At 68.4% G+C, this 14,694-nt stretch carries 12 protein-coding genes; 8 read left to right on the top strand and 4 right to left on the bottom strand.

Features of this window, described 5'->3' with window-relative positions:
- Window positions 1–176 precede the first annotated feature (176 nt).
- Both AB4083_RS08590 and AB4083_RS08585 read left to right on the top strand, forming a co-directional pair.
- On the top strand, window positions 177–1,334 hold the full coding sequence (locus AB4083_RS08590; RefSeq protein WP_441607367.1) for an isovaleryl-CoA dehydrogenase: 1,158 nt from the start codon (window positions 177–179) through the stop codon (window positions 1,332–1,334).
- Between the two features lie 130 nt (window positions 1,335–1,464).
- Window positions 1,465–1,698: a hypothetical protein gene (locus AB4083_RS08585; protein WP_441607366.1), complete on the top strand. Its 234-nt coding sequence runs from the start codon at window positions 1,465–1,467 to the stop codon at window positions 1,696–1,698.
- 33 nt (window positions 1,699–1,731) lie between these two features.
- Here the strand turns inward: AB4083_RS08585 and AB4083_RS08580 are convergent, their stop codons facing one another.
- The gene (locus tag AB4083_RS08580; RefSeq protein ID WP_441607365.1) at window positions 1,732–4,551 is read right to left on the bottom strand and encodes a S8 family serine peptidase; all 2,820 of its coding nucleotides are present in this window, start codon (window positions 4,549–4,551) and stop codon (window positions 1,732–1,734) included.
- A 275-nt stretch (window positions 4,552–4,826) separates the two neighbouring features.
- Between AB4083_RS08580 and AB4083_RS08575 the strand changes: the two genes are divergently transcribed.
- From AB4083_RS08575 to AB4083_RS08550, 6 genes are all read left to right on the top strand, one after another.
- Window positions 4,827–6,008, top strand: coding sequence for a thiolase family protein (locus AB4083_RS08575; RefSeq protein WP_441607364.1), 1,182 nt, complete (start codon window positions 4,827–4,829; stop codon window positions 6,006–6,008).
- Window positions 6,009–6,152: 144 nt separating this feature from the next.
- Window positions 6,153–6,515 carry a hypothetical protein gene (locus AB4083_RS08570; protein ID WP_441607363.1) on the top strand — a complete coding sequence of 121 codons (363 nt, stop codon included), beginning with the start codon at window positions 6,153–6,155 and terminating at the stop codon, window positions 6,513–6,515.
- Window positions 6,516–6,677: 162 nt separating this feature from the next.
- Window positions 6,678–8,285, top strand: coding sequence for a carboxyl transferase domain-containing protein (locus AB4083_RS08565; protein ID WP_441607362.1), 1,608 nt, complete (start codon window positions 6,678–6,680; stop codon window positions 8,283–8,285).
- Between the two features lie 129 nt (window positions 8,286–8,414).
- Entirely contained in the window at window positions 8,415–8,708 is a 294-nt protein-coding gene (locus AB4083_RS08560; protein ID WP_441607361.1) for a hypothetical protein, read from the top strand.
- Window positions 8,705–10,387: an Hsp70 family protein gene (locus AB4083_RS08555; protein WP_441607360.1), complete on the top strand. Its 1,683-nt coding sequence runs from the start codon at window positions 8,705–8,707 to the stop codon at window positions 10,385–10,387. Before AB4083_RS08560 ends, AB4083_RS08555 begins: the two co-directional genes overlap by 4 nt.
- Window positions 10,384–12,195 carry a J domain-containing protein gene (locus AB4083_RS08550; RefSeq protein ID WP_441607359.1) on the top strand — a complete coding sequence of 604 codons (1,812 nt, stop codon included), beginning with the start codon at window positions 10,384–10,386 and terminating at the stop codon, window positions 12,193–12,195. The genes AB4083_RS08555 and AB4083_RS08550 overlap by 4 nt, the downstream gene beginning before the upstream one ends.
- 91 nt (window positions 12,196–12,286) lie before the next feature.
- Here AB4083_RS08550 and AB4083_RS08545 read toward each other — a convergent pair whose 3' ends face one another.
- From AB4083_RS08545 to AB4083_RS08535, 3 genes are read right to left on the bottom strand one after another with little or no spacing between them, the layout of a single operon-like run.
- A complete protein-coding gene (locus AB4083_RS08545) occupies window positions 12,287–12,589 on the bottom strand; it encodes a DUF6587 family protein (RefSeq protein WP_441607358.1) in 303 nt (100 codons plus the stop codon).
- Window positions 12,586–14,442: a ferrous iron transporter B gene (feoB, locus tag AB4083_RS08540; RefSeq protein ID WP_441607357.1), complete on the bottom strand. Its 1,857-nt coding sequence runs from the start codon at window positions 14,440–14,442 to the stop codon at window positions 12,586–12,588. Before feoB ends, AB4083_RS08545 begins: the two co-directional genes overlap by 4 nt.
- Entirely contained in the window at window positions 14,439–14,684 is a 246-nt protein-coding gene (locus tag AB4083_RS08535) for a FeoA family protein (protein WP_441607356.1), read from the bottom strand. Before AB4083_RS08535 ends, feoB begins: the two co-directional genes overlap by 4 nt.
- Window positions 14,685–14,694 lie beyond the last annotated feature (10 nt).

The raw sequence follows: 14,694 nt of genomic DNA, 5'->3' as shown, positions 1-14,694 counted from the left end.
CTGAGGTGCCCCCACCCACTTATATTAGATAACTGTGATCTACTTCACGGACAGAAGCAATCGGACTATTTCCGAGCCGATGACCCGTCCGAACCGCGCCGTGGTGCGCTGCGCCATGGGCCGGTACCGATCCTGCGTTAGCATTTCCGGCTCCCCGTCCCTGCCGGAAGCTTCCGATGCGTCCATTTTCCCTCGGTGAAGAGCTCGACCTGCTACGCGAAAGCGTGCACGCCTTCGCGGAAAAGGAGATTGCTCCCCGCGCCAACCAGATCGACCACGACAACGTGTTCCCGGCCGATCTCTGGCGCAAGTTCGGCGAGATGGGCCTGCTGGGCATGACGGTTCCGGAAACCTATGGCGGCACCGGCCTGGGCTATCTGGCGCACATGGTGGCGATGGAAGAAATCTCCCGCGCCTCCGGTTCCGTCGGCCTGTCCTACGGCGCGCATTCCAACCTGTGCGTGCAGAACCTGTTCCACAATGGCAATGAAGAACAGCGCCGCAAGTACCTCCCCAAGCTGTGCTCCGGCGAATACGTCGGCGCGCTGGCGATGAGCGAACCCGGCGCGGGTTCGGACGTGGTCGGCTCGATGAGCTGCAAGGCCGAGCTGCGCGGCGACGTGTGGGTGGCCAACGGCACCAAGATGTGGATCACCAACGGCCCCGACGCCGACGTGCTGCTGGTGTATATGCGCACCGCGCCGCGCCCGGCCGGCAGCCGCTGCATGACCGCCTTCATCGTCGAGAAGGGCATGCAGGGTTTCAGCACCGCGCAGAAGCTGGACAAGCTGGGCATGCGCGGCTCCAACACCTGCGAGCTGGTGTTCGAGGATTGCGAGATTCCCGCCGCCAACATCGTCGGCGAAGTCAACGAAGGCGTGCGCGTGCTGATGAGCGGCCTGGACACCGAGCGCCTGGTGCTGTCCGGTGGCCCGCTCGGCCTGATGCAGGCGGCGATGGACCTGGTGCTGCCCTACGTGCGCGAGCGCAAGCAGTTCAATGCGCCGATCGGCACGTTCGGCATGATGCAGGCCAAGGTCGCCGACATGTACACCGCACTGCAGTCCTCGCGCGGCTTCGCCTATATGGTGGCGCGCGAATTCGACCAGGGCAGCAAGTCGCGCATCGATCCGGCCGCGTGCCTGCTCAATGCCTCGCAGAATGCGGTGCAGGTGGCGCTGGAAGCGATCCAGGCGCTGGGCGGCAACGGCTATATCAACGAGTTCCCGGCCGGCCGCCTGCTGCGCGACGCCAAGCTGTACGAGATCGGCGCCGGCACCAACGAGATCCGCCGCATGCTGATCGGGCGCGAGCTGTTCCACGGCAAGTCCTGAGCCCGTGCAGTACGGATCGCGCGCCGCGGTGCGCGATCCGTCGCGGCAACGTCACGAAAGCGACACGCCGCACGGCGATCCTGCTGTCCGCTGATCCAGCGGCTACCGGCCTGCGCTACGCAGGCGCGTCATGAAGAACGACTGCATCCATTCCGACCCGCTGGTACACCAGGCCCGCCAGGCCGTCGCCGAACTGCTGCTGGCCTGCCGCATGAATCACGCGAACACCGCACGAGGCAGCGCCACGTCCGCGCCCGCCGACACGGCGATCGATCACCTCGCCGACCTGCTTGCGGCCCGCCCCCGCTACGCCACGCGCCGCGGCCATTACCAGCCGTTCGGTCTGCGCCACACGTCGCGCTGAGCGGCATCGGCGTCGGCCGATGCCGCCCCGTCCTTACCAGCGGTACTGATAGGCGAGCGTGGCCATGCTCGACTGGTCGCGCTGGCCGAAGTACTGGTCGTAGCCCAGCTGCAAGGCACCGCGCGAAGAGAAGCGCCAGTCCAGCTCCAGGCCGGCCAGCCCGGCGTAGCGCGCCAAGCCGACGCCACCCAGCGGCGCCCACTGATTGAGCCCGGTAAAGCTGGCGTCGAACACATCGCCGCGGGTGGCGAACGATTGCTGCCAGGACAGCCGCGCTTTCAGGTCCAGCCGGCCCAGGCTGGGCACCAGCCAGCTGCGCGCCGCACGCACGCCCGCGCCGGCCTGCCAGCGCTCGATCGTCTGGCTCGGCGCCTTCAGGCCGAAGCCGTAGCCGCCCAGTTCGTTGAAGCCGTCGCGCTGGATGCGCGTGTATTGAACGTCCATGTACGGCGTGACGCGCATGCCGGCGGCCTCGAAGCGATAACCGCTTTCGCCATAGGCCACGCCGTAGCGGCCGCGCGTATCGCTGGCCACGGCCGTGGTGGCGTCGCCGAGCTGCAGGTGGCGGCGCATGTTTTCCTGGTAGTCGCCGACGCCGACGCGGCCCGTCGCGTACCACGCATCGCGCGTGACACCGGCATACAGGCTGCCTTCGACGGCGCGGCTGCGGCCCTGGTCGGCGCTCTCGGCCAGGCGGCCCAGGCCCTGCATCTGCGCCACCGCGAAACCGGCGAAGCCGTTGGCGCCGAGGCGGCGGTCCTGGCCCACCATCCAGCCGCTGAGGTCCATGCCGACGTTGCCGTAGCCGGCGCGCGCCATCGAGCCCTGGTAGCCGAGGTTCTGCGCCCAGCCGCCGGCCAGTGGCGCCTGCGCCAGTTCGTCGAAGCGGTCGGAGAAGGCGCGCGTGCTGGCGTCGATCGCCTGCAGGGTCATCGCTGCGCTCGCCGCGTGCAATTGGCCGGACAGGCTTTCCAGCGAGTGCTGCGCGGCATTGAGATTCGGCGACTGCTGCAACAGGGCCGCACCCTGGATAAAGCCGGACGCCGCGGCCTGCCCGCTCACGCCGCTTTGCGCGAGCTGCCCGTTGAGCTGCATGTTGAGCTGCTGGAAAGCGCCATCCACGCGCTGCGCCGCGCCCATCGAGGCAGCGGTGTAGCTCATGCCCTGCACCGCGGTCACCTGCACCTGCGTGACATTGAGCCAGGCGCTGGTGGCGTCGTAGTTGATCGAGGCGTTGAGGAAAACGTTGGAAGCGGTGTTGACGGCGGAGAACGCGCCGCTGAGTCCGCCGTTCGCCACCAGCACGTTGGTGTGCGCATTGGCGACGTAACCCGAACCCGCGCCGATCACGTACAGGTCGCCGCCGCCGAGCGTGGCGCTGCCGCCCGTGCGCAGCACCGAACCCAGTTCCAGCGCGAGACGCCCGGCGCCCGTCTGCTGATAGCTGCCGGTCACGTTGACGTCGCCACCGCGCACCGTGAGCACGCCGGCATTGGCCACGTTGCCGCCGATGCCATGCGTGTCGGTGAGCGTGCCCTGCGCGCCGATCGCCACGCCGGAGGCCAGCGCTTTCGCCGACAGCACGCCTCCCTGCACCTGGGTAAGGCCGGTGTAGGTGGACGGCTGGGTCAGCAGCAGGGTGCCGGTGCCCTGCTTGATCAGGCCGCCGGCGCCGGAGATCGGGTTGTTCCAGCTCGAACTGCCGGTGAAGCTCACCGTGACGTCGCCCCAGTCGAACTTCGCCGGACCGTTCACCGCCTTGCCCACGTCGAGCATGCCGTAGCCGAAGGTGCTGTCCGGCCCCGGCGTGCCGAGGTCGGCGGCGGTGCCCAGCAGGGTCTGCCGCACCAGGTCGTTGCTGAAATACGGATAGGCCTGCCACACCAGCGCAGCGGCGCCCGACACCTGCGGCGCGGCGAACGAGGTGCCGGTGATGATGTAGTAGCTGGTGCTGGTGGTGGTGTCGTCCTTGCCGGTGACGATCAGGTTGCCCGGCGCGGCCAGGCAGTAATTCATGGCGATGCCGCAGGCATTGGAATAACTGGCCAGCTTGGTCGGGTTGTTGCTGTCCACCGCCACTACCGTGAGCCAGCCGCGGGTGAGGTCCGGCGCACGCGCCGGCAATGCGGCCACGTCACTGGGATTGGCTTTCGAATCGTTGCCCGCGGCGAACACCACCAGCCCGCCCCAGCTGTTGATGAAGCGGTTGTAGGCGTCGTGGAAGCTCTGCGTGGTCGCGGTGGCGGTGGCGTCCCAGTACAGGCCGCCCCAGGAGTTGTTCATCACCTTCACGCCGTTGGCGATCAGGTCGTCGTTGATCGCGCCCAGCGGATCGGCCGTGGTGGCCCGGTTGCCCTGGCCGGAGCCATCGTCCGTCGGCGCCTTGTCGGCGATGATGCGCGCGGACACGATGTTCGCCCCCGGCGCGATGCCGCCGACGAACTGCCCGACCGGCTTGCCGGCGGCCACCTGCGAGACCCAGGTGCCATGGCCGACCACGTCGTCGATGCTGGTGTTGTTTACGCTGGGATCGACGTAGAGCAGATCCGCCAGCACCCGTCCCGCCAAGGCCGGATGGTTGCGCATGACACCACTGTCGACCACGCCGATGGTGACGCCCTGGCCGGTATAGCCCTGCGCGTGCGCCGCGTTGGTGTCGGTCAGCGTCAGCTGCGCATCGATCGGCGGCTGCGGGCTGCTGGGTTGCGATGGCGTGGACGGCGTGCTCGGCGGCGTGCTCGGCGTGACGCGGACATTGCCGTTGCCGCCTCCGCCGCCTCCGCAGGCGCTCAATCCCAGCGCGACCACGACCGCCAGGCACACTTCGCGCTGGCGCGGAAAACCGTTCCCCATGCCCATGATCTTGATCCCCACTTTTTGACGACCCATGTCTAGACCGGCGCGGCTTGCCCGCGGACGGTGATTCCTGGGCGCAATGGTCGCACAAAGCCAGGGCAACGAAGTGCGAAGGAAGGCGACGGAATAATCACGGAGGTCGCGCGCAAACCTCTGTTACGGCAACGGTTTGCCGGCAGTGGTAGGCGCTGCGATAATTACGCGGTTACGGCATCACCCATCACACCAAACGGGCAACCCCTGCCCACTCAGAAGTTCTTGCGGAGATCCCCATGTCGGACGTCAGTGTTGTCATCGCGGGCGCCAAGCGCACCGCCATCGGCTCTTTCCTCGGCCAGTTCACCGGCGTGCCCACCCCCGTGCTGGGCGCCACCGCCATCAAGGCTGCCCTGGAGCAGGCCGGCATCGCCGCACAGGACGTCAATGAAGTGCTGATGGGCTGCGTGCTGCCGGCCAATCTCGGCCAGGCCCCGGCCCGCCAGGCCGCGCTCAAGGCCGGCCTGCCGGCCGCCGTCGGCTGCACCACCGTCAACAAGGTGTGCGGTTCGGGCATGAAGACCATCATGCTCGGCCACGACCTGATCAAGGCCGGCTCGGCCGCCGTGGTGATTGCCGGCGGCATGGAGTCGATGACCAATGCGCCGCACATGGTCAACGCGCGCACCGGCATCCGCTACGGCGACGGTCAGCTGGTCGACCACATGGCCTGGGACGGCCTGACCAATCCCTACGACGGCAAGGCCATGGGCGTGTTCGGCGAACTGTGCGCCGACAAGTACCACTTCACCCGCGAAGAGCAGGACGCCTTCGCCATCGAGTCGGTCAAGCGCGCCCAGGCCGCGCAGCAGAACGGCGCCTTCGCCGGAGAGATCGTTCCGGTCACCGTGGCCGGCCGCAAGGGCGACGTGGTGGTCGATACCGACGAGCAGCCGGGCCGCTCCGACATCGCCAAGGTGCCGACCTTGAAGCCCGCTTTCCGCAAGGAAAACGGCACGATCACCGCGGCCAGCTCCTCCAGCATCTCCGACGGCGCCGCCGCCGTGGTGCTGCTCTCGGCCGACGAGGCCAAGGCCCGCGGCCTGCAGCCGCTGGCCCGCATCGTGGCGCACGCCACCCATTCGCAGGAGCCTGAGTGGTTCACCACCGCCCCGGTCAGCGCCATGCAGAAGGTGCTGGAGAAGGCCGGCTGGAAGGTCGAGGACGTGGACCTGTTCGAGGTCAACGAGGCCTTCGCCGTGGTCGCCATGGCGCCGATGCGCGAGCTGGGCATCCCGCACCACAAGCTCAATGTCAACGGCGGCGCCTGCGCGCTTGGCCATCCGATCGGCGCCAGCGGCACCCGCCTGGTGGTGACCCTGCTGCATGCGCTGAAGACCCGTGGCCTGAAGCGCGGCGTCGCCTCGCTGTGCATCGGCGGCGGCGAAGCCACCGCCATCGCGGTCGAACTGCTCTAAGCGAAAGGCATGGCCTGGCCGGCGACCCCAATGAAAGGGGGATAACCGGCTATGGCCTTGTTAAATAAAGATGTGGCGCAAATTCCGCGAAAGCGCTATTAATACGCCCGCCAAACGGCATTCCACGGCAAAGGAGATTCAACAATGAAGTTCACGCGTACCCTACTCGCCTCCGCGCTCGTCGCGCTGCTGGCGGCTTGCAGCAACGGCGCGCAGGATTCCGCGCAGGACGCCCAGAAGTCGGCTGACCAGGCTCAGCAGTCCGCTGACCAGGCTCAGAAGGCTGCCGAGGCTCCGGCTGCTGCCCCGGCCTCCACCGCTGCCGCTCCGGCCGCTGCTCCGGCTTCGACCGCTGCCGCTCCGGCTGCCGCCGGTACCGCCGCTCCGGCCAGCGCCATGGAGCAGGCTGCCGACTCCGCTTCCAAGGCCGCTGACGCCGCCAAGGACGCTGCCGGCGCCGCCAAGGACGCCGCGGAAAAGGCGAAGGACGCCGCCAAGGGCCATTAATCCCTTCGCGATTGCTTCAGGAAAACCGGTCGCGCAAGCGGCCGGTTTTTTTTCGTCCGCGAAAAATAGCGCTATACCGCGCGAGGAAATGCGGCGGTGCGTTTCGGCCCCGGCGCGCCGGCCGCTATGATCCGGCCTTTCCCCTCGAACGCGCCCTCGCCAATGAGTGTCCTCACCTCGCAGCTCGATACCCGTTCGCCCGAATTCCAGGCCGGCAGCGCCAACCTGCGCGCGCTGGTGGACGACCTGCAGCGCCAACTGGCCGTCAGCGCGGAAGGCGGCGGCGAGAAGGCGCGCGAGAAGCACACCGCGCGCGGCAAGCTGCTGCCGCGCGAGCGCATCCGCGCCCTGCTCGATCCCGGCTCGCCCTTTCTCGAACTGTCGCCGCTCGCCGCGCACGGCATGTATGACGATGCCGCGCCGGCCGCCGGCATCATCACCGGCATCGGCCGCGTGCACGGCATCGAAGTGGTGGTGGTCGCCAACGACGCCACCGTCAAGGGCGGCACTTATTTCCCGATGACGGTGAAGAAGCACCTGCGCGCGCAGGAAGTGGCGCTGGAAAACCGCCTGCCCTGCGTCTACCTGGTCGATTCCGGCGGCGCCTTCCTGCCGCTGCAGGACGAGGTGTTTCCCGACCGCGAACACTTCGGCCGCATCTTCTACAACCAGGCGCGCATGTCGGGCTTAGGGATTCCGCAGATCGCCGTGGTGATGGGCTCGTGCACCGCCGGCGGCGCCTACGTGCCGGCGATGAGCGACGAAACCATCATCGTGCGCGAGCAGGGCACCATCTTCCTGGGCGGCCCGCCGCTGGTGAAGGCCGCCACCGGCGAGGTGGTGGACGCCGAGGCGCTGGGCGGCGCGGACGTCCATACGTCCGTCTCCGGCGTGGCCGACCACTTCGCCGAGAACGACGCGCATGCGCTGTCGATCGCCCGCGACATCGTGGCCAGCCTCAATCGCAAGAAGGACATCCCGCTGGCCCTGCGCACGCCGGCCGAGCCGCGCTACGCCGCCGACGAGCTGTACGGCGTGATCCCGCAGGACACGCGCCGCCCGTTCGATATCCGCGAAGTGATCGCGCGCATCGTCGACGGCTCCGAACTCCATGAATTCAAGGCGCGCTACGGCAAGACCCTGGTCTGCGGCTTCGCGCATATCCACGGCTACCCGGTCGGCATCGTCGCCAACAACGGCATCCTGTTCGCCGAGAGCGCGCTCAAGGGCGCGCACTTCATCGAGCTGTGCAACCAGCGCAACGTGCCGCTGGTATTCCTGCAGAACATCACCGGCTTCATGGTCGGCAAGAAGTATGAGAACGCCGGCATCGCCAAAGATGGCGCCAAGATGGTCACCGCCGTGGCCTGCTCGCACGTGCCGAAGTTCACCGTAGTGATCGGCGGCAGCTTCGGCGCCGGCAACTACGCCATGTGCGGCCGCGCCTACGGCGCACGCTTCCTGTGGATGTGGCCGAACTCGCGCATCAGCGTGATGGGCGGCGAACAGGCTTCCTCGGTGCTCGCCACCGTGCGCCGCGACGGCCTGGAAGCGGCCGGCAAGAGCTGGAGCGCGGAGGACGAGGAAGCCTTCAAGGCACCGATCCGCGACCAGTACGAGCGCCAGGGCCACCCCTACTACGCCAGCGCGCGCCTGTGGGACGACGGCATCATCGACCCGGCTGACACCCGCCGCGTACTGGGCCTGGCCATCTCCGCCTCGCTCAACGCGCCGATCGAGCCGCAGCGCTACGGCGTGTTCCGCATGTAACCAAAAAGCGGCATGCTCTTTCGACAGGGGGACGGAACGTGCACGCACCACGCATAGTCGCCATCGCGCCGCCGCACGGCGCGATGGGCCGCGCCCATGGACAGGACCGGCAGCAAGGCAGGAAGCAGCATGATCCACGGCATCTTTGAACGACTGGGCCTGACGCCCGAGGCGGACGCCGGTAAGCCGGCGATCAAGCGCGCCTGCGCGCCGCTACTGAAAAAGCATCGGCCCGGCGAGAGTCCCGCCGCTTTCCAGCGGCTGCACGATGCCCACCAGCAGGCATTGCAGTGGCGCCGCCATGGCGCCTGCCACCAGCACCGCCTCTTAGCCGCCGCACGAAGCGCCACCGGAAACGCCCGCCGGCACGCGCTGAACGGGCTGCGCGGGTTTCATTTATCGACAGGGGTTCGGCAAGCATGATCGTCGGCATCGACCTAGGCACCACCCACTCGCTCGTCGGCCGCTACGGCGAAGCCGGCTCCACCTTGTTTCCCAATGCGCTCGGCGAACTGCTGACGCCCTCCGTGGTGAGCGTGGACGAGCAGGGCCACATGATCGTCGGCCAGGCCGCGCGCGACCGCATGATCAGCCATCCCGGCGACAGCGTGGCGGCGTTCAAGCGCTGGATGGGCAGTGCGCGCGAAACGCGATTGGGCGCGCGCATGTTCCGGCCGGAGGAGCTGTCCGCGCTGATCCTGCGCACGCTGCTCGCCGACGCCGAAGCCGCCACCGGCGAGAAGGTCAGCGAGGCGGTGATCAGCGTGCCGGCGTATTTCTCCGACGCACAGCGCAAGGCCACCCGCGCCGCGGGCGAACTGGCCGGCATCCGGGTGGAGCGGTTGATCAACGAGCCGACCGCAGCGGCGCTGGCCTACGGCCTGCAGGAACAGCGCGACGGCACCCGCTTCCTGGTGTTCGACCTGGGCGGCGGCACCTTCGACGTGTCCATCCTGGAGATGTTCGACGGCGTGGTGGAAGTACACGCCAGCGCGGGCGACAACTATCTCGGCGGCGAGGATTTCCTCGACGTGCTGGAAACGGCTTTCCACGCCGACCACAAGCTGGGCGAGCTGTCGCCGCAGGAACGCGGCCAGCTGCGCCGCCGCCTGGAACAGGCCAAGCGCGACCTCGGCACCGGCCAGGCGCAGGTGAACTGGAAGCGCGGCGAGGAACTGCTGTCCTGGAGCATCGACGAAGAGCGCTTCGCCCGCCTCAGCGAAGAACTGGTGCAGCGCATGCGCGCACCGCTGGAGCGCGCCATGCGCGATGCGCGCCTGCAGCCGAACCAGCTCGACGAGATCATCATGGTCGGCGGCGCCAGCCGCATGCCGCTGGCGGCGCGGCTGGTTTCGCGCATGTTCGGCCGCCTGCCGCTGCGCCACATCAATCCGGACCAGGCGATCGCGCTCGGCGCCTGCGCCGCCGCCGGCATGAAGGCGCGCGACCAGCGGCTGGACGAGGTGATTCTTACCGACGTCTGCCCCTACACCCTGGGCATCGCGATCGCGCGCCGCGACGAAGGCGGCATCGAGCAGGACGGCTTCTTCGCGCCGATCATCCATCGCAACAGCACGGTGCCGGTGAGCCGCGAGGAGGAGTTCTATCCCACCCGCGACCACCAGAAGGAAATCAAGCTGCGCGTGTACCAGGGCGAGAACCCGATGGTCGAGCGCAATATCAAGCTGGGCGAACTGGACATTCCCCTGCCGGCACAGCGCACCAAACAGGAGAATGCGGTGAACGTGCGCTTCACCTACGACGTCAACGGCGTGCTGCAGGTGGAAGCCGAGGTGGTCGCCACGCGCCAGCGCCACGAGCTGGTGCTGGAGCAGAACCCCGGCGTGCTCAGCCCCGAGGAGATCCGGGCGCGCCTGCTGGCGTTGGAGAACATCAAGATCCATCCGCGCGAGAAGCAGGAAAACATCGCCATGCTGGCCCGCGCCGAACGCCTGTACGAGGAGTACGTGCAGGCGCGCGACCAGTTGCAGCACTGGATCGCGCGCTTCCGCTCGATCCTGGAAAGCCAGGACGAGCAGATGATCCGCGAGCACCGCCGCCACTTCGCCGACGCGCTGGATACGCTGGAGGCCAGCCTGTGAACTCTCCGCTCGACGAGTTCGGCCTGCCGCCGGAAGCGGACGAACGGGAGATCAAGCGCGCTTACGCGAAGCGCCTGCGGACGGTGCGCCCGGACGAGGATCCGGCCGGCTTCCAGCAACTGCACGAGATGTATCAGCGCGCGCTGGCGTGGCGCGTGCGTACGGCTTCGATGGCGATGGTGCCTTGCGCCGACGAGGAAGAGGACGCGGAGGAGGCGGAGTACGCCGACGAAGCCGCCACGCCGGTCGATGCACCGCAGCTGCCGCACGTGCCGTCCGCAGCGCCGGCGCCGCACATGCCGCCCGTACCGGATACGCACGGCGCCTGGCGCCCGGTACCGTTCGCCCAGGCGCCGGCGGCCGCCGCGCCCGCGCCGCCGCAACCCTTCGACCTGCCGGCCTTTATCGAGTCCTATATGAAAGTCGCGCCGCTGGGCCAGCCGCGCCAGCTGAAATCGTGGCTGCACGAACAGCCGGCGCTGTGGTCGCTGCAGGTCAAGCAGCACGTGGGACGCGCGTTGATCCAGCGGCTGCTCGGCGAAGTGCCGCCGATCGACGCGGCGAGCATGGATGCCACGCTGGACTTCTTCGATCTGGAGCACACCCAGAGCGGCGTCGATGCGCTGCACCTGCATCAACTGCGCGGCCTTGCGCAGGAACGCTACGAGCTGGTGAAACGCCACTCGCCGAGCATGCAGGCCTGGGGCGCGAATGCGCAGTGGCTGGATATGGACGGCTTCTTCGCCTGGCTGAGCGCGCAGGCGCTGGCGGGCGACCGCGCGCCGCTGGAAGCCGCGCTGTGCGTGCAGCCGGCGCTGCGCAACTTTGCCGTGCGCCAGGCAGCCGCGCGGCCCTTGTTCGAACGGCTATGGCTGGAACGCCCGCCGATGCCCGCCGCCTGTGCCTGGCTGCTGATCCAGTTCTTCGGCCTGCGCCCGCTGCTGGCCCAGGCCGGCCAGACGCCGCAGGACTTCGCCGCGCGCCTGGAAATCGGCTGGCTGATGCAGGAGCGCAACAAGAACGCGCTCGCCAGCGTCACCAAGGACCCGAAAAAACCGTATCCCATGCCCAACCAGGCCTGGCATGACCTGCAGCGGCTGCGCCAGCCGTTCCGCTGGTGGTGGATCGCGTTCGCCGCCTTGATTCCCAACCGGCTCAGTTCGCTCGGACGCTTCGCGCTGCGGCTGTGCGACGGCAACCTGCACCTGCTCGACAGCTTCTTCGATCCGCGCCTCACGCGCTTCTGCATCGCGGCGGCGGAACGCTTCCTGGTGACGCGGCCGCGGGTAATCGTCGGCGCCATCCGCTGCGCCGCGCTGCTGCTGGCCGCCACGCTGCTGTACGTGTCGGTAGATGCACAGTCGGACCGCAACGTGTTCCCGATCATGGCCGGCATCGCCACCGCGGCCTGGGCCTATTATCTGGTGTTCCTGCTGGCCTGGCGCTGGCAGCAGCAGCCGGAGCAACCGGTGACGCCGCGTCCACTGCTGCGCATCGCCTTCGTGCCGCTGCTGGCGCTGGGCGCATTCGCCCTCTACAGCTTCGGCCATACCTATGATGGAGAGCCGCTGCGGTTCCCTGCCCTGCTGCTGGCAGTGCCGGCGATCGCCCTGGGCTTCCTGCGCTGGCGCGCGCGCAATCCGGCCAGGCGCTCGTTCCTGAGCAAGCTGCCGGACACGCTGGTCGGCGTGCTGGTGATCATCGTCGCCGTGCTGCTGCTCAGCGACGCACGCCTGCCCGCCGCCGGCGCGTTGCTGTTCTGGATGCTGGATCTGTTCAAGCAGCGCAAGCAGTTGCGCTGGCGCTGACGCGAAGCCTGATCGGCATGGGATCGCAGCGACTCACTCCAAGCCGTCGCAACCTCGTCATCCCGGCGCAGGCCGGGATGACGAGCAGCTGTCAGCGCTGGCGAGAGCGAAATTCCAGCGGCTGCGCATCCGGCCGCGCGGACGCCGGCGGCGTCGGGCCGCAACTGCCGCAGGTGCCGCAGCCGTCGCCGCAGCTGCCGCTGGCCTGCGCCGGCTGCAGCCGGCGTCCCAGCGCGCGCAGCCAGGGCTTGCGCCACGGCTTGTTGAGCGAGGCGGAAAGCGCCGCCAGCCAGCGCGTGCTCATGCCGGGCAGCAGCTTGCGCATGGCGTACAGCGCGCTGAACAGCACCAGCGCGCCGATGATCACTGCCTGGATCACGCCGAACGTGCTCATGACAATGCGCTCGCCACTTGATAGGTGATCAGCGAAGCCAGGTAGGCCAGGCCAAACAAGTAACCGGCGGTGATCGCCACGTTGCGCCAGGAATTGGTCTCGCGGCGGATCACCGCCAGGGTCGACATGCACTGCGGCGCAAACACATACCAGGCCAGCAGCGACAGCGCGGTGGCCAGCGACCACTGCTGCGCGATCACCGGGCCGAGCTGGCTGGCCAGCGCATCGTCGCCGCCGGCGGCGGACATCGCATACACCGTGCCCAGCGCCGACACCGCCACTTCGCGCGCGGCCAGGCCGGGGATCAGCGCAATGCAGATCTGCCAGTTGAAACCGATCGGCGCGAACACGTAATGCAGCAAGTGGCCCAGGCGGCCGGCCAGGCTGTAGTCGATGGCCGGCTGCGTCGCGCCTTGCGGCGGCGCCGGGAAGCTGGACAGGAACCACAGCAGCACGGTGAGCGCGAGAATGATGCCGCCCACGCGCTTCAGGAAGATCAGCGCGCGCTCCCACAGGCCCAGCGCGATGTCGCGCGGATTCGGCAGCCGATACGAAGGCAGCTCCATCAGCAACGCGTGCTCGCTCTTGTCCTTGCGGAAGCGCTTGATCACGAACGCCACCGTCAGCGCACTGACGATGCCCGCCACGTACAGCGTGAACAGCACCACGCCCTGCAGATTGAACAGGCCCCACACCGTGCGCTGCGGAATGAACGCGGCGATCAGCAGCGTGTACACCGGCAGGCGCGCCGAGCAGGTCATCAGCGGCGCCACCAGGATCGTGGTGAGGCGGTCGCGCGGGTCGGTGATGCTGCGCGTGGCCATGATGCCGGGAATGGCGCAGGCGAAGCTCGACAGCAGCGGAATGAAGGCGCGCCCGGTGAGGCCCGCCTTGAACATCAGCTTGTCGAGCAGGAAGGCCGCGCGTGGCAGATAGCCGGATTCCTCCAGCAACAGAATGAACAGGAACAGGATCAATATCTGCGGCAGGAACACCAGCACCGCGCCCAGCCCCGCGAAGATGCCTTCGTTGAGCAGGCTGTGCAGCGCGCTGTGCTCGGGCAGTGCGCCGGTGACCCAGCCGCCGAACGCGGCCACGCCCGCCTGGATCGCATCCATCAACGGCTGCGCCCAGGAGAACACCGCCTGGAAGATCAGGAACATCAGCACCGCGAGAATGCCCAGACCGAATACCGGATGCAGCGCCCAGCGGTCGATCGCATCGTCGATCGCATCGGTATTGCGCGGCATCACCACGGTGGCGGCCAGCAGCTCGCGCACCTGTCCGTGCAGGTCGGCGCGGCTGGCCGGATCGTCCGGCTGCGCGTCGGCGGCGGTGGGAACCTCGCCGTCCACGCGCGCGATCAGGTCCTTCGCACCGCCGCGCTTCACCGCGATGGTCTCGACCACCGGAACGCCCAGGCGGCGCTGCAGTTCCTCGACGTCGATGCGGATGCCGCGGCGGCGCGCGGTATCCATCATGTTCAGCGCCAGCACCACCGGCCGGCCCAGGCGCTTCACTTCCAGTACGAAGCGCAGATGCAGGCGCAGGTTGGTGGCGTCGGCCACGCATACGATCAGGTCGGGCGCCGGCTCGCCGGGATACGCACCGGCGCAGACGTCGCGGGTGATCTGCTCGTCCGGGCTGGTGGCGTCGAAGCTGTAGGTGCCCGGCAGGTCGATCAGGTGCAGCACGCGGCCGCTGGGGGCGGTGAAGCGGCCTTCCTTGCGCTCCACCGTGACGCCGGCGTAGTTGGCCACTTTCTGGCGGCCACCGGTGAGCTGGTTGAACAGCGCGGTCTTGCCGCAATTGGGATTGCCCACCAGGGCGATGCGCAGCGTGCTCGCGCTCATGCGTGGTCTCCGGTGCGCACGGTGACGCGCGCCGCTTCGCTGCGGCGCAGGGCGAACCGCGTCGAGCCGATCTGGATCAGCAGCGGGTCGGCGCCCAGCGGTCCGCGCGCCACCACGCGGACCGGCTCGCCGGTGACGAAGCCCAGGTCGCGCAGGCGCTGCGCGATCGGATCGTCGGCAAGCGCATCGTCCACTCGGTCCACCACGGCAGGCGCCCCTTTCGGCAGGTCGGACAGTCGCACGGCAACCACT

It is taken from the genome of Dyella sp. 2RAB6 (genome assembly GCF_052115385.1).
Taxonomy (GTDB): Bacteria; Pseudomonadota; Gammaproteobacteria; order Xanthomonadales; family Rhodanobacteraceae; genus Dyella_D.
This window is presented reverse-complemented; position numbering and strand designations above follow the sequence as displayed.

Coding starts and splice junctions, on each gene's coding strand:
- AB4083_RS08565 (WP_441607362.1), top strand. CDS start 6,678: ATGAGTGTCCTCACCTCGCAGCTCGATACCCGTTCGCCCGAATTCCAG.
- AB4083_RS08580 (WP_441607365.1), bottom strand. CDS start 4,551: ATGGGGAACGGTTTTCCGCGCCAGCGCGAAGTGTGCCTGGCGGTCGTG.
- AB4083_RS08560 (WP_441607361.1), top strand. CDS start 8,415: ATGATCCACGGCATCTTTGAACGACTGGGCCTGACGCCCGAGGCGGAC.
- AB4083_RS08545 (WP_441607358.1), bottom strand. CDS start 12,589: ATGAGCACGTTCGGCGTGATCCAGGCAGTGATCATCGGCGCGCTGGTG.
- AB4083_RS08555 (WP_441607360.1), top strand. CDS start 8,705: ATGATCGTCGGCATCGACCTAGGCACCACCCACTCGCTCGTCGGCCGC.
- AB4083_RS08570 (WP_441607363.1), top strand. CDS start 6,153: ATGAAGTTCACGCGTACCCTACTCGCCTCCGCGCTCGTCGCGCTGCTG.
- feoB (WP_441607357.1), bottom strand. CDS start 14,442: ATGAGCGCGAGCACGCTGCGCATCGCCCTGGTGGGCAATCCCAATTGC.
- AB4083_RS08590 (WP_441607367.1), top strand. CDS start 177: ATGCGTCCATTTTCCCTCGGTGAAGAGCTCGACCTGCTACGCGAAAGC.
- AB4083_RS08585 (WP_441607366.1), top strand. CDS start 1,465: ATGAAGAACGACTGCATCCATTCCGACCCGCTGGTACACCAGGCCCGC.
- AB4083_RS08575 (WP_441607364.1), top strand. CDS start 4,827: ATGTCGGACGTCAGTGTTGTCATCGCGGGCGCCAAGCGCACCGCCATC.